Origin of the sequence: Maritalea porphyrae (assembly GCF_027213965.1) — a bacterium.
Classification (GTDB): domain Bacteria; phylum Pseudomonadota; class Alphaproteobacteria; order Rhizobiales; family Devosiaceae; genus Maritalea; species Maritalea porphyrae_A.
The window spans coordinates 173091-194830 of record NZ_JAPWGX010000005.1 but is presented as its reverse complement, the minus strand read 5'-3'; the positions used below and the strand labels follow the sequence as shown (position 1 = coordinate 194830).

The window sequence follows — 21740 nt, the reverse complement described above, 5'->3', positions numbered from 1 at the left end:
GTTACTTGTAATTATGTACTTGAGTGCCCACTTGAATGGCGACCAAGACCTTACGCAAAGGACCTTTTGATGAAAAAGATACTCGCTGCCACCGCCCTTATTTCCGCCTCGCTGATGGCAACGTTTGCGCAAGCCGAAGAAGTTGGCAAGATCGGGGTTGATTGGGTCGGTAATGACATTTTGATCGAAGCAGTACACGACCATGAAATTGAAGGCGTGACCTGTCACCTGGCTTATTTTGATCGTGGTTTTTTTGATCGACTTTCAAAAGGCAATTGGTTTGAAGACCCTTCAAATTCGTCGATTGCATGTCGTGTCACCGGCCCTGTAACTGTTGGCGACATTGATTTGGATAAGAATGGCGAAGAGGTCTTTAAAGAAGGGCGTTCGTTCCTTTGGAAGAAGCTGGTTGTGAAGCGCATTTACGACAAAGCGAACAATAGTTTGATTTATCTTTCTCACACACGCGAAGTGTCGGAAGGCAGCGCCAAAATGTCAATTTCTACGGTGCCGCTCTATGGCGTTGACGTGACTTGGAGCGACAAGTACTGGCCGAACGGCAAGCCTGAATAGTTTTTCTGACGACAGCGACAGCCAAGTGCGTTATGCCTCGGTCAACATTTGACCGAGGATATTGATATGAGTGTGCATGATTGTAATGGTGCTGAGTTGGAAGATGGCGATAATGTTCAGGTCAACAAAGACTTGAAGATTAAGGGCATGTCTAAAACGCTAAAGCGCGGCACAGCGATAAAAAACATTAGCACGACCAATAAAGATACAGAAGTTGAGTGCCGGATAGGCAAATCAACCATCGTGCTCAAAACTGAGTTCTTGAAGAAAGCTTAGTCCCGCTAGTTCGATCGATTATTGCATCAACCGGCCAGTGGTTGAGGGCGGGGGCAATCGATTGCCTCTGCAAAGGCAAGCTTTTCAACTCATCTAACCCAAACAAGTCCGCGCTTTTAGGCATGAGTGAAATAATTTCGTTGCGATTCGTAATGTTATAACATATTTGACGTGCTGTAATAACATTACATGAGGGAAATCATGCAACAAAAAGTACGTTATGCTGTTTCTGCAGCGATACTATTGGCATCAAACGGGCTTGCTTTTGCCCAAGATGAGGTTTGGCGTTACTTCGTGTCGGACCACGAAAAAGCCCAGATAACTGTTTTTGAAAAAGAAGTTGAACCCCTGGTTTGGACGGACTTTGCAGCACCTGCCCGACTTTACGCGAGTGGCGATGGTACGCGACTATTCGCAGTTCAACGCGCAATAGGGCGCATCGACTTCGCTCGCACTGGATTGTCGTATGAGGATCATGGCGACCACCAAGATCCTCACATGGGTGAAGCACAATGGAATGGGCTCTTTCTGACCGGTCACAAGCCGACGCATTTTGTTGTTCATGACCAATCTGTGGCTGCATTTATGGACGGCACCGGCAGTGTGCAGCGTATTGATTTGGCTGAAGAAGACCTTCAACATCAAGTGAGCTTTGCAGTTTCTGCGCGGCCTCACCATGGCGTTGCGGTGCCATTTGATGGCCATTTGTTGATCAGTGAACCATCAAAAGCCAGCGATAGCAGTCTGCCCGATTTTGTGCGGGTGTTGGACCGTGAAATGAAGGAAATTGGCGAGCCGCATGCGTGTAAAGGGCTACATGGCGAGGCCTCATCTGGCAACAAAACGGCATTTGCATGTGTAGATGGCATTTTGGTTTTTGATGCTGCGGACTATTCCTCCTCTCAGTTTCTATCTTACCCAGAGGAATTGGGAGAAGGACGAACTGGTCGCCTTGATGGTGGACAGGGGATCCAATTGTTTGCGGGCAATTTCGGCAAAAATAAAATGATCTTTGTTGATGTTGAAAGTGAAGGGCACTTTGTATCAACCCAATTTGACGCTGGCCTTGTTGCTGGTTATTTGGACCCAGAAAACGCGGCCCAAGCATTTGTGCTTACAGCAGATGGCAATATGCATATTGTAAATGCCCTTAGTGGTTCCATCGTTCAATCTACGAGTATATTGGCACCGATTGATATGGAAGGCGGGCACGGGGCTGCTCGACCGTCTTTTGTCTTTGCTGGCGAAAATCTTGCGCTGGTTGACCCAACCCAGGGGCATTTAAGGTTGATCAGAAAATCTGATTTGGCAAGTGTTGAGACCATTGAGGTGGGTGGCAAGCCATCCTCCATCGTGGCAGTTGGTGCCAAACTAGAGGATCACTAACAAAAGAGCCCCCGACTTTTAAAGGCGGGGGCTCACTTGGATTAGCTTCTAGATTGAAGTCTTATTTGCGTTTGGCTTTTTTGTCTTTGCCAAATTCAATCATGCGCTCAACCGCGCCACGCGCTTTTTCTGCAATCGCTGGATCAACGGTCACTTCTTCGGTGCCGGTGTGTAGTGACCACAAGATGTTTTCGAGGTTGATGCGTTTCATGTGCGGGCAAATGTTGCAGCCTTTAAGGAACTGAACGCCTGGTGTTTCAGCCGCCACATTGTCGGACATGGAGCACTCGGTGACCATCACCACATTTTTCGGCTTTTTGGTTTTAACCCAATTGATCATGCCTGAAGTTGAGCCTGAAAAATCACACGCATCAATTACGTCTGTTGGGCACTCTGGGTGCGCAATGATTTTTGCGCCCGGATACGATTCTCGTAATTCAGCGATATCGGCTGCAGTGAACGTCTCGTGTACTTCACACGCGCCAGCCCAAGTGATGATTTTTTTCTTGGTTTTCTTGGCGGTGTTTTGCGCCAGATATTGATCTGGAATCATGATGACCGTGTCGCTATCTAACCCTTCAACAATATCGAGGGCGTTGGACGATGTGCAGCAAATGTCGGTCACCGCTTTTACTTCAGCAGATGTGTTCACATAGGTAACCACGGGAATGCCCGGATATTGCTCACGCATGGCCATCACATCTTCTGCGGTGATAGAGGAGGCAAGCGAACAGCCTGCCCGCGCATCGGGGATGAGCACGGTTTTAGTCGGGTTCAGCAGTTTTGATGTTTCCGCCATAAAGTGCACGCCGCACTGAATGATGGTGGAATGGCTCACTTTTGTCGCTTCAATAGCAAGCTGCAAACTGTCTCCGACCACATCGGCCACACCGTGATAAATTTGTGGTGTTTGGTAGTTGTGGGCCAAAATTACCGCGTCTTTTTCGCGTTTGAGCTGATTGATTTGGCGAATCAGTGGGGCGTAGAACTGCCATTCGATCTCTGGGATTCGATCTTTGAGATGTTCATAGATGGGGGCTGTTTCTTTCTCCACGGCCTTTGTGAACTTAAGGTCAAACAGACCCTTAAGTACATCGCGTGCTTCATCAAGCGGGGTGGTAGAATTGATCAATTGAGCCATCGTTTTGCCCTTTCCCAAGCTAGTTGATGCGGAACTTAGGTATTTTTATTGTGTATTTCAATTGATCCTTCGTGTTAAAGCCCAAACCAATGTCGATTATCCCGCAATTGTGATTGCGGTGCACCCAATAAGAGAAAAGCAGATCATGGCCCAAATCGTTGCTCAACTGACCCCAATTCTATCCGCTGCACCTGTGGTGCCCGTTATTGTTCTTGATGATTTGGAAGCTGCAGTTCCGCTTGCACGAGCGCTCGTTAAGGGTGGGCTGCCAGCACTTGAAGTGACATTGCGTACTCCAAATGCTTTGGCGATTATCAAGGCCATGGCAAGTGTTGAAGGGGCTTTTGTTGGTTCTGGCACTGTGCGGAATAGAATGCAAATCGAACAATCAATTGAAGCGGGTGCGCAATTTATGGTGTCTCCAGGCGCGCCGCTGAACCTTTTAAGCGATGCGCTTGAATATGATGTGCCATTGCTACCAGGTGTTTCCACCGCGACCGAAGCCATGGCAGCGGCGGATGCGGGCTATAGCTATTTGAAGTTGTTCCCGGCGGAAGCTGTGGGTGGCGCAAAATTGCTCAAGAGCTTTGCTTCGCCACTGCCTGATCTTAAATTTTGCCCAACGGGTGGCGTGAGCCCACAAAATGCGATGGATTATCTTTCGCTTCCCAACGTGATTTGTGTTGGTGGATCTTGGATTGTGCCAAGCGATGCGATTAAAAATCGTGATTTTGATAAAATCGAAGCCTTGGCGCGCGAAGCGTCACAAATCGGCAAATAAGACAATGCGGCGATTTGGCTTTGCATTGGCAATGTTGGTTGGGCTGATTGCTCAGCCTGCTATGGCTGATGCAAAGGTCTTTGTCGCCGCCAGTCTTGCCGATGTTGTTCAAGCACTCGTTGACGCCTCTGGCATGAAGGGCTTGAGCGTTGTTGCGGGCAGTAGCTCAAGTTTAGCCCGACAAATCAAAGCCGGTGCGCCTGCGGATGTTTTCATATCTGCCAATAAAGATTGGGCAGCGTTCGTTGCCGCGGACAAAAAGCTGGTGCCGCTGTTTTCGAACCGATTGGTTTTGGTTGCGCATCAGGAACTGGCACTGACTGATATTTCTGAGTTGCCCAAGTTGTTGGGATCAAGGCGTTTGGCCATGGGAGATCCAAACCATGTGCCTGCGGGAATTTATGCGCGTGAGGCACTGAAGAGTTTGGGGCTTTGGGATGCTTTGCAAAACAATCTGGCGCCCGCCGATAATGTGCGCGCAGCCGTTCGGTTGGTGCAAACTGGGGCGGCACCATTTGGCATTGTTTATGCTTCAGACGCGGCGCTTTTAAAGCTCAATGTGGTTTATGTTTTTGATGAAACCGCGCATTCACCTATTTCCTATTGGGCGGTGACCTTAGCAGATCAAGAACCCGAAACGTTGGCGTTTATGCGTTTCCTTGGCAGTGCGGATGCACATGCTATAGTCGCTTCTTATGGGTTCTTATCGCTTGAGGGAAAATAGTGTCGGCTGAGATTTGGTCCATTGTTTTGCTATCGCTCAAAGTGTCGTTTTTTGCACTGTGCTGGGCTGTGCCAGTGTCGTTTGGTTTGGCCTATCTTTTGGCGCGCAAACGGTTTGTTGGACGCAGGTTGCTGAGCGCTGTGATCATGCTGCCCTTGGTTATGCCCCCGGTGGTGACCGGTTTGGTGCTTTTGTATGGATTTGGCCCCACGGGGCCAATTGGGCAATTGTTGGCGCCCTTGGGCATATCATTTGCATTTAATGCAGCGGGTGCCAGTTTGGCCGCCGGGTTGGTGGCATTGCCTCTCATCGTTCGTCCCATTCGGTTGTCGCTTGAAGCGGTTGATCCCGATTTGGACGAAGCCTTGGAGGTTGCGGGCAAAATGGGCTGGCAGCGCTTTACAATGTTATATTTTCCCATGTCATTGCCCGGCATTGTTGCGGGGGGCATTTTGGGCTTTGCTAAAGCGCTTGGCGAATTTGGGGCAACCATAACGTTCGTTGCCAATATTCCGGGTGAAACGCAGACATTTTCACTAGCGATCCATTCTGCATTGCAGCGATTTGACGGGGAGCAAATGGTGCTGATGTTGAGCCTTGTGTCGATTTCCATTTCGGTGATTGCTGTCTTGGGGTCTGAATATCTGCTCAATTGGCTGCAAGTGCGTTTATCGGGCGACAGGTCGGTGCGCCATGCTTGAGGTGAAAATCAAGGGCACGCGGGGCAACCCGAGCGCGCAATATCAGTTTGACGCTGGGCCGGGCATAACAGCGATTGTTGGGCCATCGGGCGCGGGCAAAACCTCTTTGCTTCGTGTGATCGCTGGTTTGGATCACCCGGTGAGCGGAACAATAAGTCTTGGCGGCATTGCCATGCCTCAAAGAGCCGAGCATCGTCAGATCGGCATGGTGTTCCAAGAGCCGCGCTTGTTGCCTCATTATACAGTTCAGCAAAACATTGAATTGGGCCGCAGCGGGGTCATTTCTGCCAAACAGTTGGCCGATCAATTGGGAATATCGGACTTGATTGAACGGTTTCCGCATAGCCTATCAGGTGGCGAAAAACAACGTGTGATGATTGGGCGGGCTTTGTTTGGTGCGCCCAAACTTATGCTGTTTGATGAACCGTTGAGTGCAATTGATCCGCGCCTAAAAGCTGATTTGCTTACGCTTATTCGCACCCATTTTGCTCAAGCTAATATTCCAGTGCTTTATGTCACCCATCAAATGGAAGAGGCCGCGCAATTGGCGCAAAACCTGATCGCCATTGATCAAGGTAAAATTGTTGCGCAGGGGCCATTGGCACAAACAATGGCGCAATTGGATGGGCCTGCGTTTTTTGAAAATGGCATCACCAGCCTTTTGTCTGGCACCGTGACCGCAATTGATGCTGAGTTTGATTTGGCAACGATAGGGGTGGGCGCACAGCACGTCGATTTGCCGCGCAAGGCGCTAAATGTGGGTGATCAAGTTCGTTTGCGCATATGGGCGCGGGATGTGTTGCTTTCAAAAAAACGGCTTGAAGGAGTGAGTGCGCGCAATCAGTTGCAGGGTGAAATTGAAACCATCCGGTTGTTTGATCGGTCGCAGGCAGATGTTTTGGTACGGGTGGAAGGTGAGATTGTGCGGGCGCGCGTGATGGCCAAAACCATTGCAGATTTGCAGATGGTCGTTGGACAATCCACTTATGTGGTCTTCAAATCGGCGTCTGTGGAATAGGTGCAGCGTTGCGCATTCTAATCATTGAAAAAGCAAAGCTTGAACCCAAAACAGTCTCTTTAAAACTGTGCAATTCTTCAAGCACTTCAAGCCGCGCACCAGCCAAGTTGAGCTGACGCAACGGATCATCAATCGTTAGCATTTCGCGCGGCTTTTGTGCTGTGGAAGCGGTGAAATACCCCGCATTCGGGCCGATCAGATCAAATTCAGCGCTGTCAAAAACATAGGCGTATAGTTTTGCCGCGGCGCAACGTTCAAACCAGCCGCGCTCAATCGCAATAATTGAGTTGGCGTTTGACAATTTGGCCCAGTCATTGGCGTTGGTTTGCTCATTGGCCCAAATGCAAATGCGTGGGCAATCGCGGGGTAAAAGATAGTTTTGTATTCGACTTGCTGAAATCGCCCAAACGCTGTTGTTTCCCTCTTTGTCGAGACGCGGATCGAAGCGGTCAATGCTTGGATCTTCAGAAATGTGGTAGAGTTGTTGATCAAGAAATTCAATCAATAGTCTCGCCCCTCGCGTGGTTTGTAGCGGGGGATTTTCCAACTGAATTGAATGGCCCCGGCGCGGACCACAAAACCGATGACGGTGCCAAAGATGGCGGCATAGAAAAAGGGCATGCCTAAATAAACGAGGGCCATATAACCGCCCGCTGCCGTTAAGGCTGCAGTGGCGTATATCTCATCTTGCAATATCAGAACATTTTCGTCGCACACCACATCGCGGATCATGCCGCCAAAGGTTGCGGTCATCACGCCAAGAGCGGTAGCCACAAAAAAGCCCGCGCCATTGGCGTGGGCAATATGTGCGCCCAAAACGCCATAGGCGGCAAGGCCGATTGCATCGAGCCACAAAAGCGCAATATATCGGCGCTGGATCAAGTGGGAAGCAAAAAAGGCAACCACGGCAATCGCTAAGCATGTGACCAAATAGGCCTGATCGACAATCCAAAAAACGGGACGATCTAAGATCAGGTCTCTGAGTGTGCCCCCGCCCACGCCGGTCAATGTGGCCAGAAGGGCAAAGCCGATAATGTCCATTTGCCTGCGGCTTGCCACCAACGCCCCTGTGGTCGCAAAAATGGCAACGCCAAACAGGTCCAAATAATAGATGGGCACAATAAACATTTCTCATCTCCGCCAAATCAGTAAACTCAGTTTAGCAGTTCGATTGAACTGGGGAAGCAAAAACACCAATTGTGCGCACGCCAGTTTTGAGTATGTTGTTGCGATGCTTTTTGTTTGATGTGTGTGAGACTTGACCATGAGATTATTGAGCGAAATGATCCGGCAGCTAAATTTAGCAACCCTGTCACTGTTTGGATGCGCTCTTTTGGCAGGTCCTTTTTTGGCCGCTGTTTTGGACAATAGTGTTTATTATTGGGACATGCTTTATTGCTTGTCGTTTATGCTCGCAGCACTCGTTTACACAGCTGGTCAACGCGTGAGTGCACACGAAAAGAGACAAAACGACCAGGGTGTATCTCCAATTATTTCTGTCAAATGGGTTGGATATTTGATTGCGTTTGGCATTGTGTTGGCGGCGTCGGTTTTGTTCTCAAAGCCGCAATCTACAATTGCGACCAAACTCACCTATTTGGGTTTAGGGGTGGTAGTGCCTGTCACGTTATTCTGGTCATTTAGGTGGCTCAGAAAGAAGGTAAATGGAAGCGAAGTTTGACATTTCAGGAACGTTTCAGCGCACATCTTTTTCACCGTTCAAACTGGTGGTTGCTCGTCTTTATGGTTTGGGCGGCCATTCATTGGAAGTTTGATCTGGGTGGTGAGTTTGCATTGGAAAATGGTGCCTTCCCACCGCTTATCTTGCTGCTCTGTTATTTCACCCTGTCCCCCGCCTTTTTCTTTGCGCTGGCCGGGGTAAACCCAGAAGCTGCTTCGCGCAGTTGGGGATATTTGGTGGAAGCGACTTGGCCGATTTATGTGCTCGACCATATGGTCAATCTTGCAACCTTGACCGCGCTTCACGCCTTGATGGGTGCGCCACTGGGTTGGGGCTTGTTTTTGCCTCTGACCCAAACAGTATATTTAACATTTTACGCCGCGCGCGGCTATGTGCGCCGAATTGGATATTACAAGTTTGATGACAAAAGAGATGACATTTAGAGAGTTGTTTTGGGCGCACCTGACGCACAAAGAAATGCGCTTGATAAATACCTTGATGATGACAACATTTAGCGTGGTGGCGTTGACTACCATGTTTTTGTGGCCCGCTGAGCGGCAGATGATTGTGATTGTCGGCTATGGTTTGTTCCTAGGATGGATGGTGACTAGTCCACCACTTTTTTACGCATTAGCGGAAATTAGCCCAACGCTTGCCAAACGCCATTTGGCGTTTACCGCTCAAGCTAGCTGGAAGCTGTTGACGATCCAAATGATCATTACGAGCGTTGTTTGTCTCTTTTGGGTTTACTCAATGGAAACTGAATACTTTCTGTACTATTTTGTGGCTTTTGGTGGGTTTGTTGGAGTGGTCTGGACATCGGTTTTGCGCAGAAAAATGCGTCGCGCGGAGAAATCAAATGACATTTAGACAACTATTTTGGGCGCACCTGACGCACAGAAAGAACAGGTGGACGACAAGCGGGGTGGTGCTTTTGTTGACAATGGGGTTGGTTGCATACCTAACAGGCGCAATCCTAGATATGCGATTTCAGTTCCTTGTTGTTCCTTTGTATTTGGTTCTGCTGTTGGTGAGCAACAGCACTCTTTTTGCGCTGGCACATGTTTCCCCCAGAGCACAAGACCGAGCTGAAGAGTTTTATTGGACGGCCAATTGGTGGCAATACTCGTCGATGCAGTTGGTGCCGCTAACGTTTTTCTTGGTTTCGCTCGGACTGTTCTTAAGATCCAACTTGTTCTTGTATTTTGTGAGCTTCGCGATTTTGTTCGTATTGGGCGACTTTTTTTGGCGATATTGGCGTGTGAAACACCAATCCAGGCCTGGGCCACAATCCCACTTCAAGGGGCATGAGCACCATTCCTCAAAAACTGTCCGCTAGTTTGTGCAGGGCTTTCTTTAGCTTTTTGCTCTTTTTGGGCTGCAGCTGGGCACGTAGTTGTTTGTCTAGCGTGCGCCAATGGTGTTCAAGCGCGTCGATGAGCCGTTGACCACCTTCGGTGAGGGACACTTCAAGATCGTTGGTGTTTTGTGTTGGCACACAAGTCACAAGGCCCGTGTTTTGAAATCGGAACAACACGGTGCGCAGGGTTTGCTTTTCTAGTCCCAATTCGAACATCATTTCTGAAAATTCGGTTTCTGGATTGCCATTGAGCCAAAGCAAAATTGCATCGTCGCCGGGCAGCAAACCAAGTTCTCGCAATGGGGCGAGGGCCGCTTGGCGGCTCAGGGCACCAGCTTCAATGAGGGCAAATAGCAATGTGTTTTCGGTTTTTTTGGCCATAGTTCTTTCTAGCCCAAGCGCTTAGGCAAATGAAATTCTTGGCTTAGACTATCGTTAATCGGTTAATTTGAACTGACCCGCTTTGCAAATGGCGCAATAGCTGGCAAAACCAACAAAGCGCAAATAGCAAAAGAGCTCTTCAAATGCCAATTTTCAACCTAATGGATTTGAAACGTGACCAGTTAGCGGAGCTGGTTGATGCGCAAACTGTTGGCGTGTTGCCGGTTGGGGCGATTGAACCACACGGACCCCATTTGCCGCTTTCAACTGATTGCGATATTGCCCAGGGCCATTTGAATGCAGCGCAAGAGTTAGCGATTGAAGCCAACGTGTTGGTGTTCCCATTGCAGCAGATTGGAGCCAGCGATGAGCATGATCACTTTGACGGCACGCTGAGTTTTGATGCTGAAAACTTGTTTCAGAGTTGGTATGAAATTGGCGCAAGGTTTCATGCGTGGGGCGGGCGTCGTTTAATCATCATGTCGTCACACGGCGGCAACAGCGGTGTCGTGGATCGATTGATTTTGGCGCTGCGACGGGATTTTTCTATGTTGGCTGTGTCTTCGGCTTGGCTGCGCTTTGGGCAACCTGCGAGCCTGTTTGATGAAGAAGAGCTAAAATTTGGCATTCATGGCGGTGATATAGAAACATCGCTGATGTTGCATTATGCCCCGCAAAAAGTTGACATGGATGCCGCAGATCATTTTGAAAGCGCCTTAAAGGGAGTTCAAGCCTCTGCTCACCATTTAACGGGCTATGGCAAGCATCATTTTGGTTGGATGAGCCATGATTTGAACGATCAAGGTGTTGTAGGGAATGCGTCGGTGGCAACGGCTGCAAAGGGTATGGCCAGTGCAGCGCATGCGGTGCGCGGATTTGGTGAACTTATTGATGATGTGGCGCAATTCAACTTGTCGCTTTTTGATCTTGAAGATTGACTCTTTGATGCCGCAATTGCTGGCTAGATTTGGCTCAAAATACTTCGGTTGGGCGGGAATTGTGAATAGTTTTTCAACTCGGTTTTTTGCGGTAATCATCATGGTGCTGGCCCTTGCCACATCAGTGTTTGCCCATCCCCATATTTTTATCGACGCGCGAGTTGTTGTTGTATTCAACGACCAGGGTGAATTGGTTGGATTGCGGCAGGCATGGTCGTTCGACCCGCTTTATTCAGCATGGGCCGTGCAAGGGCTGGACGAAGATGGCGACGGCCAAGTTTCAAGCGAAGAACTTCAACCACTGGCCGACGATAATATGATGGGGCTCGAAGAGTTCGGTTATTATACGGTTGCGGGTTTTGCGGGCGCGCAAAACTTGGTGTTCGCCAAAGGGCGCGATGCCCGGATGGAATATGATGGGACAAATCTGCAGCTGGCTTTTGCCCTTGATTTTGAAGAGCCGGTATTCCCATCGCGAGATATTGAAATTGAAGTTGCGGATCCTGAGTATTATTCTGCGTTTCAGTTTGTGGAAGGTGATGCCGTCTTTTTTGATAATGCTGATGGCAAATGCACGGCTGAGGTTAATGGACCGCGCCCCATTGATCCCAATATTGAAGAGCAGCTATTTGCGCTTGGAACCGACGTTTTGGAGCTTCCCGAGGAATTGGCGCAAGCTGTAAAAGATCTGTCGAATGTCATTATTGTGCGATGCGGTGAATACGCTTCTGGTGCAGTTGTGCCCGTGGCCCCTGCAAAGCCCAAGGGGTCGCCCTTTGTTGCACCGCCACAAGAGCCGAATTTGGGCGGTCAACAATCAGGTTTTCTTGGGTGGATCAATGTGCAGCAAAAGGGGTTTTATCGCGCGCTAACAGACGCGATGGCACGAATGCGCAGCGATGGTAGTGCATTTTGGGTTTTGGGCGGATTGAGCTTTTTGTATGGCATTTTTCATGCGGCGGGCCCAGGGCACGGCAAAGTCATTATTTCATCCTATATGGTGGCCAACGAAAGCGAGTTGCGCCACGGCGTTGTGCTTAGTTTTGCAACAGCATTTATGCAATCCATAGTGGCGGTAGTCTTTGTTTTGGTGGCTGCAAGTTTGTTGCGCCTCACAAGTTTTGCCATGTCAGATGCCGCACACTGGATGGCCGTGGGCTCTTATGGGCTGGTGATGTTGCTTGGCGCTTGGTTGATTTGGCGAAAATTGTTCAACAGGCATGCGCAGGCTGTTCACCACCACCATAATCACGATCACGATCATGAGCATGGACCGGACTGCGGTTGTCAGCATGCACCTGAGCCACGCCAATTCAGTGGTCGTACGTTGCGTGAGCAGGTTGGGCTTATCGTTTCTGTGGGGTTGCGGCCCTGTTCTGGTGCGCTGGTGGTTTTGGCTTTTGCTCTCAGTCAACAATTGCTGTTAGCAGGTATCGCCGCGACATTTTTGATGGGCTTGGGTACAGCGATCACAGTTTCTATGCTGGCGGCATTGGCGGTCTATTTTAAAGGCCTTGCCAAGGCTCGTGCGTTAGCTGGCGGTCGGTTCTGGGGTGAGATTGTTGGCACAGCAGAATTGGCCGGTGCCTTCTTGGTGTTTGGATTTGGTGCAATTTTGCTGATTGCGTCTTTTTAGTCGGGACCAATTTTGTCCAAACGGTCCAATTTGTGCTGGTCAGTGTTACAAAACTGTCATAAAGTTACGCGCATGCCAGTATCTGTGGGAGGAACGGCGCGCCAAAAAAACATCGCACATTGTCAAAAATATGCCATGCAGCGCGTCCTATAAGAGGCTGGTTTGAAATTATTTGGAGGCTCATAAAAATGAAGAAAAAAGCACTCGCGCTTGCGCTTGGTACCATGATGGCCAGCGCTGCAGCGCCAGCATTTGCTGACTACACGCTTAATATTTTGCACTTTAACGACATGCATTCGCGCTTTGAACCAGTAAACAAATATGATTCAGGTTGTAGCGCAGGAGACAACGCCGCCGGCAAATGTTTTGGTGGTGCCGCGCGTTTGATGACATTCATCGACACGCGTCGTGACGCTGTTGAAGGCGCAGGCGGCAATGTGATTACTCTCGTTGGCGGGGACCAGTTTCAAGGGTCTCTCTATTTCACAACATATAAAGGCAAAATGAACGCCGAATTCCTAAATATGTTGGAAGTAGACGCGATGGCGGTGGGTAACCACGAATTTGATGATGGACCTCCAGGATTGTCCGATTTTGCGGATCTTGCAAATTTCCCGGTTATGTTTGCCAATGGGGATATGAGTGGTGAGCCATTGCTTGATGGCAAAATACCGCCCTATACCATTCTAGAAGTTGGCGGCGAAAAACTCGGCATCATCGGATTGCTCACACCGGACACAGCAGAAATCTCTAGCCCTGGTGACACCGTAAAATTCTTTACAGAAGAAAGCGTATTGCCTGCTCTTATCGAAAAACTAAAGGGCGATGGCATCAACAAAATCATTCTGTTGACCCATATTGGGTATGACCGCGATCTTGAACTTGCAGCCTCAATTGCAGGGATCGATGTGATTGTTGGCGGTCACACCAACACATTGTTGGAAGATTATCCAACGGTTGTGGATGGTCCTGACGGCAATAAGGTGCAAGTTGTGCAAGCCTATGCCTACACCAAATATGTGGGTGAGCTTAGCGTAACTTTTGATGACGAAGGAAACGTCAAGGATGCTGGTGGTCAGGCATGGTCGCTTGATGCCCGTGTGCCGGAAGACGAAGAAGTGCTTGCCTATATTGAAAAGGCTGCTGGTCCCCTTCAGGAACTTATGAACAAGGTTGTTGGTGAAACAACAGCGCCGATTGAGGGCAATCGTTCGTTCTGTCGGGCACAGACCTGCGAAATGGGCGTTCTCGTTGCTGAGGCTATGTTGGACCGCGTTAAGAACCAGGGCGTTTCAATTGCGATCCAAAACGGTGGCGGTTTGCGCGCATCAATTGATGCGGGTGAAATCACAATGGGTGAAGTGCTGACGGTATTGCCATTCCAAAACACATTGGCAACATTTGAGTTGACTGGTGCTGACGTTATTGCAGCGTTGGAAAATGGCGTTAGCCAAGTTGAATCTGGCGGCGGTCGTTTCCCACAAGTGGCTGGTCTGAAATTCTCATACGACCCGACCAAAGATGCGGGTGGCCGGATCGTTTCTGTTGAAGTGCTTGGCGACGAGGGCACTTTTGGCGCGCTTGATCCAGCCGCAACATATGGCGTTGTTTCAAACAACTTCATGCGTTCGGGTGGGGACGGATACAAAGTGTTCGCCACAAATGGCATGAAAGCTTATGACTTTGGTCCAAACCTAGAAGATGTTGTTGCGGCATATGTTGCAGCAGGTGGCGCATATACGCCAATGGTGGATGACCGCATTACCATCGTCGAATAAGCACTCTAGCTAACAAACTGTTGATGAGGGCGATCCATTGGGTCGCCCTTTTCGTATTTGCTTTTAGGAATGCACCCACTATGTTAGGCGCCAAGGTAAGGGGATAATGCGACAATTGGTGCACTGCAATTTGCGGTCGCGCTCTTTATGTTGCTTCAAACCTTCCAAGACGCCAAACACATAAAAGCAACGAGGCAAAATGACGTCGCATCTTCCAAAAGACCATCCCGCTGTTGCGCCAAAAAAAGTTGGCGTTCTCTTGTTGAATTTAGGAACGCCTGATGCAACCGACTATTGGTCTATGCGTCGTTATCTCAAAGAGTTCTTGTCCGACGCTCGGGTAATTGAGATACCGAAGCTGATTTGGTGGCCGATTTTGAACGGTATCATTCTGACGGTGCGGCCAAAAAAATCTGGCGCTGCATACGACAAGATCTGGGACCGAGAGAAAAACGACAGTCCGCTGCGCGTAATATCTGAAGGTCAGGTGCAAGCTCTAAAAGCTGCCATGTCCGGCGAGGAAAATGTGATTGTCGATTATGCGATGCGCTATGGCAATCCATCCACTCAGTCCAAACTTGAGGCTTTGCAGGCACAAGGATGCGATAAGATTTTATTGGTGCCACTCTACCCACAATATTCAGCGGCAACGACGGCGACAGCCAATGACAAAGCTTTTGACGCGCTGAAAAAAATGCGCTGGCAACCCGCAGTGCGCACAGCACCTGCATATTTTGAAACAGATGCCTATATTGATGCGATCGCACAATCGATCGAAGATGGTTTGGCCAAACTTGATTTTGAGCCTGACTTGGTGATCACTTCCTATCATGGGGTGCCCAAAAGCTATTTGATGAAGGGCGACCCCTATCATTGCCAATGCTATAAATCGACGCGGCTGGTGCGCGAAAAACTTGGCTGGGCTGAAGACAAATTGATGGTGACATTTCAGTCCCGATTTGGGCCTGAAGAATGGTTGCAGCCTTATACGGACAAAACGCTTGAGGCGTTGCCCGCAAAGGGGATCAAGAAGGTCGCCATTTTAACCCCTGGATTTTCTGTTGACTGTCTTGAGACACTAGAAGAAATCGCCATGGAAGGTCGTGAAGAATTTATGGACGCGGGCGGTGAACATTTTGCCTATATCCCTTGTCTGAACGATAGCGAGTTGGGCATGCAGGTGATCGAAGATGTGGTCCGACGCGAGCTTTCGGGCTGGCTCTAGGCGGGTCACCAACTGAAGTAAAACATACCCTTTGCTAAAATGACGATCAGCACCATGTGGGTAAACACGCTAATGTGGGTTAGTTGAAACTTGGTAGAGTTCATACATCCGTTTTTTGCGTTGGTCAGTGCCCAGACGAAATGTCCCAGCACACTGAGTGCAAGCAAAATTTTGATGCTAAGCAAAATCGAGAAGCTGTCTTGCCAGAGTACGCCCATACCCTGGAATTGTGTGTATCCCAAATAACCGCCGCTTAGGAACAGTGTACCAACGATGTAAGGCATAATTTGGCGGGCGCGCGCTACCAATCCGGTTTCAATTTCGACCATGGTGCTATGCGAGATGTGGTGACGCATGCCTTCAAGAATGAACACCTCAAAAAAAACGACACCAATAAAGGCGCATGCGCAAAGCAAGTGCGTGATGAGGGCTATAGGATAGAGCATGCGTTCACCTTTGGATGACGATTGATTGGCAATTTTAAGTTGATTGTTATTGTCATAATAAAAATGACCTAGATCAATTGCAATCAAAATGTGATCGTTCACAAAGGAAAACGTTGAGTTTCTTGAGATTTGGGACCATTGTCCCTAGATAATTGTTAGCGGAATTGTTTGGAGAATATGATGGACGGGTTTTCAATCGCGATAATTGTTGGCGCGGTATTGGTTGTGATGGTGCTTGTTGCCGGTGTCAAAACGGTCACCCAAGGGTATAATTACACCATTGAACGTTTTGGGCGTTACACGCGCACATTGCGACCTGGTTTGAGCCTGATTATTCCATTTGTGGATGGTGTTGGTCGCAAGATCAATATGATGGAGCAGGTGTTGGATGTGCCTCACCAAGAGGTGATCACCCGCGACAATGCGACCGTTACCGCGAACGGCGTGACATTTTTTCAAGTGATGGATGCGGCGGCGGCTGCATATGAAGTCAACAACCTTGAACATGCGATTTTGAATCTGACGATGACCAACATCCGTACAGTGATGGGCTCGATGGATTTGGATGAATTGCTGTCGAACCGTGACGAGATTAATCAGCGTTTGCTGCATGTTGTGGACGCTGCCGTTTCTCCATGGGGCGTCAAAATCACGAGGATCGAGATCAAAGACATTGATCCGCCCAAAGATCTGGTTGAGTCTATGGCTCGCCAAATGAAAGCTGAGCGGGAAAAACGCGCGACGATCTTGGAAAGCGAAGGGAAGCGACAAAGCGCGATTTTGGAAGCCGAGGGCGAAAAGCAAGCGCAAGTGTTGGAAGCTGAAGGACGCAAAGAAGCAGCTTTTCGTGATGCTGAAGCGCGTGAACGGGCAGCTGAAGCTGAAGCAAAGGCCACCCAAATGGTTTCTGAAGCGATCGCGCAGGGCGATGTGCAGGCGGTAAATTATTTTGTTGCGAATAATTATATCAAGGCACTTGAAAGTATCGCCAAATCTCCAAATCAGAAGGTTCTAATGATGCCAATAGAGGCGGCAAATGTGATTGGCGCCGTTGGCGGTATCGCTGAAATTGCGCGTGAAGCATTTGGGGGCGATAAGCCCAAACGCCAGACGGGCCGTGTCCCCAACTCGGAGAGCTAGAAGATGGATCTAGTGGCACTGATTATTGAATATGGCGGCTGGTCGTGGGTCATTGGCGGTTTTGTGCTGTTGGCAATTGAACTGGTTGTTCCTGGTGGTATTTTTGTTTGGTTTGGCCTTGCTGCGGTATTGGTGGGTTTGGCCACGCTCACACAAGCATTGAACTGGCAAATGCAGTGGATTTTGTTTGCTGTACTTTCAGTTTCATGCGTTGCGGTTTGGACACTATACTTCAAAGGGCGCAAAGATGTATCGGACCGACCATTTCTAAATGCCAGAAACGAAAAGCTCATCGGGCAAGTTTTTAGCCTTGATGAACCCATCGTTGATGGCATTGGATCGTTAAAGGTTGGTGATAGTTTTTGGCGGGTCACGGGGCCAGAATTGGCCAAAGGCACCAAGGTCAAAGTGACCTCCGTAGAGGCAACCATGCTCCATGTTGAAGCGGTTTAACAAAAGCATTCGTTAGCATTGCAAAAAAAAGGGCGCCACATTCGGCGCCTTTTTTTATGGTTTTAGCTCAATCGGTACCGGTGGGCTTTCTTGCATCACAAGAATTGATATTCTGCGATTTGCCGAAAGGTAGGGATCGTTTGGAAAGAGTGGGTCTGCGTCCCCTTTGCCGACCACGGAAAAAATGCGCTCAGATGGCATGCCAAATTCTTCCATTAGGCGACGCACAACATTCGCTCGATCAGATGATAGTTCCCAAGGCCCATAGGAGGCCGTGTGGTAAGAAGCGCCGGCGGCTGTGTGCCCGGTGACCCTAATTTGGTTTGGCAAGCTTTTTAAAATTGGGGTCATGATAGCGATAGCTTGGCGCGTCACCTCATAGGGATATTTTGATCCTTCAGGGAACATGGTGCGACCTTCTTGGTCCACGATTTGGATGTGCAGTCCTTCTTCCGTTTCCTCAATCAGCAAATTGTCAGCAACAAAGGTAATATCAGGCAGTTCTTGCCAGGCTTGACGCAAGGTTGTTGTGGCCAAAGCGAACTCACGCGGGGTTTCCACGTCGGACTTTTCAATATCGTGGGTATTTGCCTCTGGCCCCTGTTTGGAGCGTTCATTGTGTTTAATCTCGGCAAATTCGGTTTGGTTGGTGCTCTCTTCAGTTGTAACGGATTTCACAAAATCACGTTGCGGGTTGCCATCGCGTTCAATAATACCCGCTTTAGCTTCCGTTTTGATGACACCAAATGCATCCTTCATGGAGCCTGCAACGACCTGCAGTTTTTCATCATCTTGAATGGAAAATGAAATGATCAAAACAAAGAAACACACCAGAATGGACATGAGATCGGCAAATGTGACGAGCCATTCGGGGATGTCACTCCCGCCAGCCGCCTTTTCTTTCTTTTTGCCCATTATCTGGTTCCTCTAGTCATTATATTGTTGGGCCGCTTTAAGCCGCCTCATCCAAACTCTCGCGCATTTTTTCAGGCAAATAGGCGGTCAACATCTCTTTGATGAGTGCCGGGCTTTTGCCGTCGCGGATCGACATAATGCCGTCAATGATCAGGGTTTGGTTGATATCCTCAAGCGCTAGTTTTGCTGTGAGTTTGTCTGAAATCGGCAGACAAACAAGGTTGGCCAAAACCGCGCCATAGAGTGTGGTCAACAAAGCGATCGCCATCGCAGGGCCAATGGCTGCAGGGTCAGACATGTTGGCCAACATTTGCACCAAGCCCACAAGTGTGCCGATCATCCCAAAAGCTGGAGCCGCATCACCCAAGGATTTGAACACGCGTTGGCCCTCTGACAAACGTGTGGTGAATTGATCGCGTTCCAATTCCATTGTTTCGCGAATAAACCCGGCGTCATATCCATCAGCGATATATTGCGCGCCCTTTTTTAGGTTTGCATCGTCAACCTCGACGTTTTCCAGTCCAAGTGGGCCATTTTTGCGTACGATATCGCCCATTTCTGCGATTTGTTCTATCAGCTCTCTCGGGTCGACTTTTTTGTGGGTAAACGCAACTTTGCCGCCGGTTCCGAATGCGGTTACAACGCCAGCGAGTGGGAAACGAATAAGTGTTGCAGCCAGTCCGCCGCCGACCACAATCATCATGGATGGTGGATCGATAAACTGGGTGATCGAACCGCCCATAAAGATGGCGAGGAAAATAAAGCCGGCGCCGGCTAACATGCCCAGAATGGTGGCTAAATCCATGCGACCTTACTCCTTACTGCAGCCCAAAATACGCGGGCGCTAGGTCAATTCAATTGGGTGCAGTGTACATCGTTAAGGCTAATCAGCTGTTAATAACGGGGGTGAGTGATGCTCAATTGCGTTGGCCTGCGCTGCAGTGCAAGTCCTTGAATATCGTCAGTTTTTCTAAAAATCTGCTTGTCGATTTTATCAGTTCGTTAACCATAATATATCAGGATGCGAAAGAAGATTTTCCAATCATGAGCGGCGAAAAACGTGTCAACAAACTCAAATGCCAGCTTGCGGCGATCACTGGCGATTGTTCTGTTTTTTGGCGTCGGTACATTGCCGTCCATCAGCCATGCACAGGCTGTTTTAGGGGATTGGGATCTAACGAGCGCGATCAGTTTGCGCGGTGGATTTGAAAATGCGTCAGGCACCACGTCCCATTTTCTTGTGGCAGCCCCTGAGTTTAGTTTGCAAAGACAAGGCGACGATTTTACCGCTAGCCTAAGCGGCAATATGGTGCTGGATCAAATGGGTGCTGAGCATTTCACGCCAAGATCACTAGGGTTGCAGAGCAACTTTGGCCAGCAGCTGAACCAGCATTCTCAGTTGGGATTTGGTTTGTCCTATAATCTTTCTCAACCTCAATCATCCGATCCTGATCTGCCAACAGGCGTAAAAATTGGTGGGCATGATCAACAACTTGGTCTGAATGGCAGCTACAGCCACCAGTTCAGCAAGACGGGCGTGCAATTGCGTGGGTCTGTTGGTCGATCTCAGACGGCAGCATCACAGTTAAATGATGGTGCGCTGCAATCCAACGCTGAGAATAATGCTTGGACCTATGGGGTCGGTGGGCGCATTTCGCGCGAGCTCACGCCTAAAATCGGGATATTTGTGGATACGCAGCTGAACCGATCGCGCTATGATGCTGGGTCCGCAGCTCTTGCCGCGTCGCGTAACAATTGGTCCTATGAAGCTCAGGTCGGTGCTTCATTGAATTTTGACGAGCGGCTGCGCGGCGATATTTCTTTGGGGCAATTGCGCCAAACATTTGACGATGCGAGTTTGGATGCGGTTCAAACGTTTACTTACAATGCTGCATTGCAATGGCAGGCAACCGATACCTCGCAATTCAGTCTAGATGCGAACACGAGCGTTAGCCCATCAACTGTTGCCGGCGAGCCGATGCGCATTGTGGACACGGGACGCCTTACATTCAATCATCAGATGAATTCGCGTACCCAAATTTCTATGTTTGGTGAAGTTGAACGCCAGCACTATCAATCAAGCGTTGATCAGATACTGACCAGCCGTGCCGGGCTTGGCGTGCAATATCAGGCCAATAAGCAATTGTCTGCTTTTGCCAATTACAGTTTTGCGTTCCGCGAAGAGCCCGCAGCGGTTCTACGCACACATAAGCTTGAAGCGGGTTTGCGTTTTAGTCGCCAATAGAGAAGTTTTTGAGCAATTGGGCCGCAACTGTACGCAATTCTTGCTTAAATTCGTCAGCAATATCGTCGCGATCCATCGCAAAAATAACATTGGCGGTGAGAAATCCAACTTTAGATCCGCAGTCAAAACTGTGACCATCATATTTGACGCCGGTAAAGTTTTGCTCATTCATCAAAGTGACCATGGCATCTGTGATTTGGATTTCGCCGCCTGCGCCTTTGGACTGTTTGCTCAGGAGATCAAACACCTCGGGCTGCAAAATATAGCGGCCTGAAATAATAAGATTTGAGGGCGCTTGATCAACCGCAGGTTTTTCAACCATCTCAGAGATTGCAAAGCCTTTGTCCGGGCCTTCTCCGCGGCCAACTACGCCGTAAGAGCTGACATCGTTTGGCTCAACCTCTTCAACAGCAATAATATTGCCGCCACGCTCATTGTAGCTTTCCATCATTTGGCTCAAAACGCCCGGTTTTGACCGCATCAACATGTCCGGCAGCAGCAGCGCAAAGGGTTCGTTGCCCACAATGTCGCGCGCGCACCAGACCGCGTGTCCCAAGCCCATTGGTTCCTGCTGGCGGGTGAAACTTGTTTGGCCCGGTTTTGGCAAACCTTCGCCCAACATTTTCAACATGTCGTGTTTTTGACGTTGGTGGAGGGTGATTTCCAGTTCAACTTGCCGGTCAAAATGGTCTTCAATAACGCCCTTATTGCGACCTGTCACAAATACGAAGTGCTCAATTCCGGCTTCACGTGCCTCATCAACCGCATATTGAATCAACGGCTTATCGACAACGGGCAGCATTTCTTTGGGCATGGCTTTGGTCGCAGGCAGAAAGCGTGTGCCAAGGCCGGCGACGGGAAAAACGGCTGTGCGGACTTTTTTGCTCAATGGGTTTTCCTTTGACAGTATTTGTAACACAACTAGTCATTGTGTAATGCAAT

General features: G+C 49.2%; 25 protein-coding genes. 17 read left to right on the top strand and 8 right to left on the bottom strand.

Annotated features, from left to right (window positions below; all coding sequences use genetic code 11):
* Positions 1-69: 69 nt before the first annotated feature.
* The 3 genes from O4H47_RS15700 (at position 70) to O4H47_RS15690 (ending at position 2235) form a co-directional block, all read left to right on the top strand.
* Positions 70-573 carry a CreA family protein gene (locus O4H47_RS15700; RefSeq protein ID WP_269394957.1) on the top strand — a complete coding sequence of 168 codons (504 nt, stop codon included), beginning with the start codon at positions 70-72 and terminating at the stop codon, positions 571-573.
* A 66-nt stretch (positions 574-639) separates the two neighbouring features.
* Positions 640-849, top strand: a complete 210-nt coding sequence (locus tag O4H47_RS15695) for an alkylphosphonate utilization protein (RefSeq protein WP_269394956.1) — start codon at positions 640-642, stop codon at positions 847-849.
* Positions 850-1050: 201 nt separating this feature from the next.
* Positions 1051-2235: a hypothetical protein gene (locus tag O4H47_RS15690; RefSeq protein WP_269394955.1), complete on the top strand. Its 1185-nt coding sequence runs from the start codon at positions 1051-1053 to the stop codon at positions 2233-2235.
* 61 nt (positions 2236-2296) lie between these two features.
* On the opposite strand, the gene nadA is transcribed toward O4H47_RS15690, so the two are convergent.
* A complete protein-coding gene (gene nadA, locus O4H47_RS15685) occupies positions 2297-3376 on the bottom strand; it encodes a quinolinate synthase NadA (RefSeq protein ID WP_269394954.1) in 1080 nt (359 codons plus the stop codon).
* Between the two features lie 145 nt (positions 3377-3521).
* Here nadA and eda point away from each other — a divergent pair, with 145 nt between their 5' ends.
* The 4 genes from eda to O4H47_RS15665 are packed head-to-tail and all read left to right on the top strand — an operon-like array spanning position 3522 to position 6600.
* Positions 3522-4157, top strand: coding sequence for a bifunctional 4-hydroxy-2-oxoglutarate aldolase/2-dehydro-3-deoxy-phosphogluconate aldolase (gene eda / locus O4H47_RS15680; RefSeq protein WP_269394987.1), 636 nt, complete (start codon positions 3522-3524; stop codon positions 4155-4157).
* Positions 4158-4161: 4 nt separating this feature from the next.
* Positions 4162-4881 (top strand): molybdate ABC transporter substrate-binding protein, encoded by a 720-nt coding sequence (gene modA, locus O4H47_RS15675; protein WP_269394953.1) that lies wholly within the window; start codon positions 4162-4164, stop codon positions 4879-4881.
* Positions 4878-5582, top strand: a complete 705-nt coding sequence (gene modB / locus O4H47_RS15670) for a molybdate ABC transporter permease subunit (RefSeq protein ID WP_269394986.1) — start codon at positions 4878-4880, stop codon at positions 5580-5582. Before modA ends, modB begins: the two co-directional genes overlap by 4 nt.
* Positions 5575-6600 (top strand): molybdenum ABC transporter ATP-binding protein, encoded by a 1026-nt coding sequence (locus tag O4H47_RS15665; protein WP_269394952.1) that lies wholly within the window; start codon positions 5575-5577, stop codon positions 6598-6600. Before modB ends, O4H47_RS15665 begins: the two co-directional genes overlap by 8 nt.
* Here the strand turns inward: O4H47_RS15665 and O4H47_RS15660 are convergent.
* Both O4H47_RS15660 and O4H47_RS15655 read right to left on the bottom strand, forming a co-directional pair.
* Positions 6578-7105 carry a DUF6886 family protein gene (locus tag O4H47_RS15660; RefSeq protein ID WP_269394951.1) on the bottom strand — a complete coding sequence of 176 codons (528 nt, stop codon included), beginning with the start codon at positions 7103-7105 and terminating at the stop codon, positions 6578-6580. The two genes, O4H47_RS15665 and O4H47_RS15660, sit on opposite strands and share 23 nt — an antisense overlap.
* Positions 7102-7728: a trimeric intracellular cation channel family protein gene (locus O4H47_RS15655; protein ID WP_269394950.1), complete on the bottom strand. Its 627-nt coding sequence runs from the start codon at positions 7726-7728 to the stop codon at positions 7102-7104. The genes O4H47_RS15660 and O4H47_RS15655 overlap by 4 nt, the downstream gene beginning before the upstream one ends.
* Positions 7729-7864: 136 nt before the next feature.
* On the opposite strand from O4H47_RS15655, the gene O4H47_RS15650 reads away from it, so the two are divergent.
* The 3 genes from O4H47_RS15650 to O4H47_RS15640 are packed head-to-tail and all read left to right on the top strand — an operon-like array spanning position 7865 to position 9151.
* A complete protein-coding gene (locus tag O4H47_RS15650) occupies positions 7865-8281 on the top strand; it encodes a hypothetical protein (RefSeq protein WP_269394949.1) in 417 nt (138 codons plus the stop codon).
* Positions 8278-8724, top strand: a complete 447-nt coding sequence (locus O4H47_RS15645) for a hypothetical protein (RefSeq protein ID WP_269394948.1) — start codon at positions 8278-8280, stop codon at positions 8722-8724. Before O4H47_RS15650 ends, O4H47_RS15645 begins: the two co-directional genes overlap by 4 nt.
* Positions 8702-9151, top strand: a complete 450-nt coding sequence (locus O4H47_RS15640; protein WP_269394947.1) for a hypothetical protein — start codon at positions 8702-8704, stop codon at positions 9149-9151. The genes O4H47_RS15645 and O4H47_RS15640 overlap by 23 nt, the downstream gene beginning before the upstream one ends.
* 451 nt (positions 9152-9602) lie before the next feature.
* On the opposite strand, the gene O4H47_RS15635 is transcribed toward O4H47_RS15640, so the two are convergent.
* Positions 9603-10022, bottom strand: coding sequence for a MarR family winged helix-turn-helix transcriptional regulator (locus O4H47_RS15635; protein WP_269394946.1), 420 nt, complete (start codon positions 10020-10022; stop codon positions 9603-9605).
* A 143-nt stretch (positions 10023-10165) separates the two neighbouring features.
* Between O4H47_RS15635 and O4H47_RS15630 the strand changes: the two genes are divergently transcribed.
* The 4 genes from O4H47_RS15630 to hemH all read left to right on the top strand — a co-directional run bounded on the left by O4H47_RS15630 (position 10166) and on the right by hemH (position 15599).
* Entirely contained in the window at positions 10166-10960 is a 795-nt protein-coding gene (locus O4H47_RS15630) for a creatininase family protein (RefSeq protein WP_269394945.1), read from the top strand.
* 61 nt (positions 10961-11021) lie between these two features.
* A complete protein-coding gene (locus tag O4H47_RS15625) occupies positions 11022-12596 on the top strand; it encodes a DUF1007 family protein (RefSeq protein ID WP_269394944.1) in 1575 nt (524 codons plus the stop codon).
* A 188-nt stretch (positions 12597-12784) separates the two neighbouring features.
* On the top strand, positions 12785-14374 hold the full coding sequence (locus tag O4H47_RS15620; protein ID WP_269394943.1) for a bifunctional metallophosphatase/5'-nucleotidase: 1590 nt from the start codon (positions 12785-12787) through the stop codon (positions 14372-14374).
* A gap of 199 nt (positions 14375-14573) precedes the next feature.
* On the top strand, positions 14574-15599 hold the full coding sequence (gene hemH / locus O4H47_RS15615) for a ferrochelatase (protein ID WP_269394942.1): 1026 nt from the start codon (positions 14574-14576) through the stop codon (positions 15597-15599).
* Between the two features lie 5 nt (positions 15600-15604).
* Here hemH and O4H47_RS15610 read toward each other — a convergent pair whose 3' ends face one another.
* On the bottom strand, positions 15605-16132 hold the full coding sequence (locus O4H47_RS15610; protein WP_269394941.1) for a CopD family copper resistance protein: 528 nt from the start codon (positions 16130-16132) through the stop codon (positions 15605-15607).
* A 93-nt stretch (positions 16133-16225) separates the two neighbouring features.
* Here O4H47_RS15610 and O4H47_RS15605 point away from each other — a divergent pair, with 93 nt between their 5' ends.
* Both O4H47_RS15605 and O4H47_RS15600 read left to right on the top strand, forming a co-directional pair.
* Positions 16226-17185, top strand: a complete 960-nt coding sequence (locus O4H47_RS15605; protein ID WP_269394940.1) for an SPFH domain-containing protein — start codon at positions 16226-16228, stop codon at positions 17183-17185.
* Between the two features lie 3 nt (positions 17186-17188).
* On the top strand, positions 17189-17638 hold the full coding sequence (locus O4H47_RS15600; RefSeq protein ID WP_269394939.1) for an NfeD family protein: 450 nt from the start codon (positions 17189-17191) through the stop codon (positions 17636-17638).
* A 54-nt stretch (positions 17639-17692) separates the two neighbouring features.
* Here O4H47_RS15600 and O4H47_RS15595 read toward each other — a convergent pair whose 3' ends face one another.
* On the bottom strand, positions 17693-18553 hold the full coding sequence (locus O4H47_RS15595) for an OmpA/MotB family protein (protein ID WP_269394938.1): 861 nt from the start codon (positions 18551-18553) through the stop codon (positions 17693-17695).
* Positions 18554-18590: 37 nt separating this feature from the next.
* The gene (locus tag O4H47_RS15590; RefSeq protein WP_269394937.1) at positions 18591-19358 is read right to left on the bottom strand and encodes a motility protein A; all 768 of its coding nucleotides are present in this window, start codon (positions 19356-19358) and stop codon (positions 18591-18593) included.
* 255 nt (positions 19359-19613) lie between these two features.
* On the opposite strand from O4H47_RS15590, the gene O4H47_RS15585 reads away from it, so the two are divergent.
* Positions 19614-20798, top strand: a complete 1185-nt coding sequence (locus O4H47_RS15585) for an outer membrane beta-barrel protein (RefSeq protein ID WP_269394936.1) — start codon at positions 19614-19616, stop codon at positions 20796-20798.
* On the opposite strand, the gene galU is transcribed toward O4H47_RS15585, so the two are convergent.
* A complete protein-coding gene (gene galU, locus O4H47_RS15580; protein ID WP_269394935.1) occupies positions 20785-21687 on the bottom strand; it encodes a UTP--glucose-1-phosphate uridylyltransferase GalU in 903 nt (300 codons plus the stop codon). The genes O4H47_RS15585 and galU overlap by 14 nt on opposite strands.
* Positions 21688-21740 lie beyond the last annotated feature (53 nt).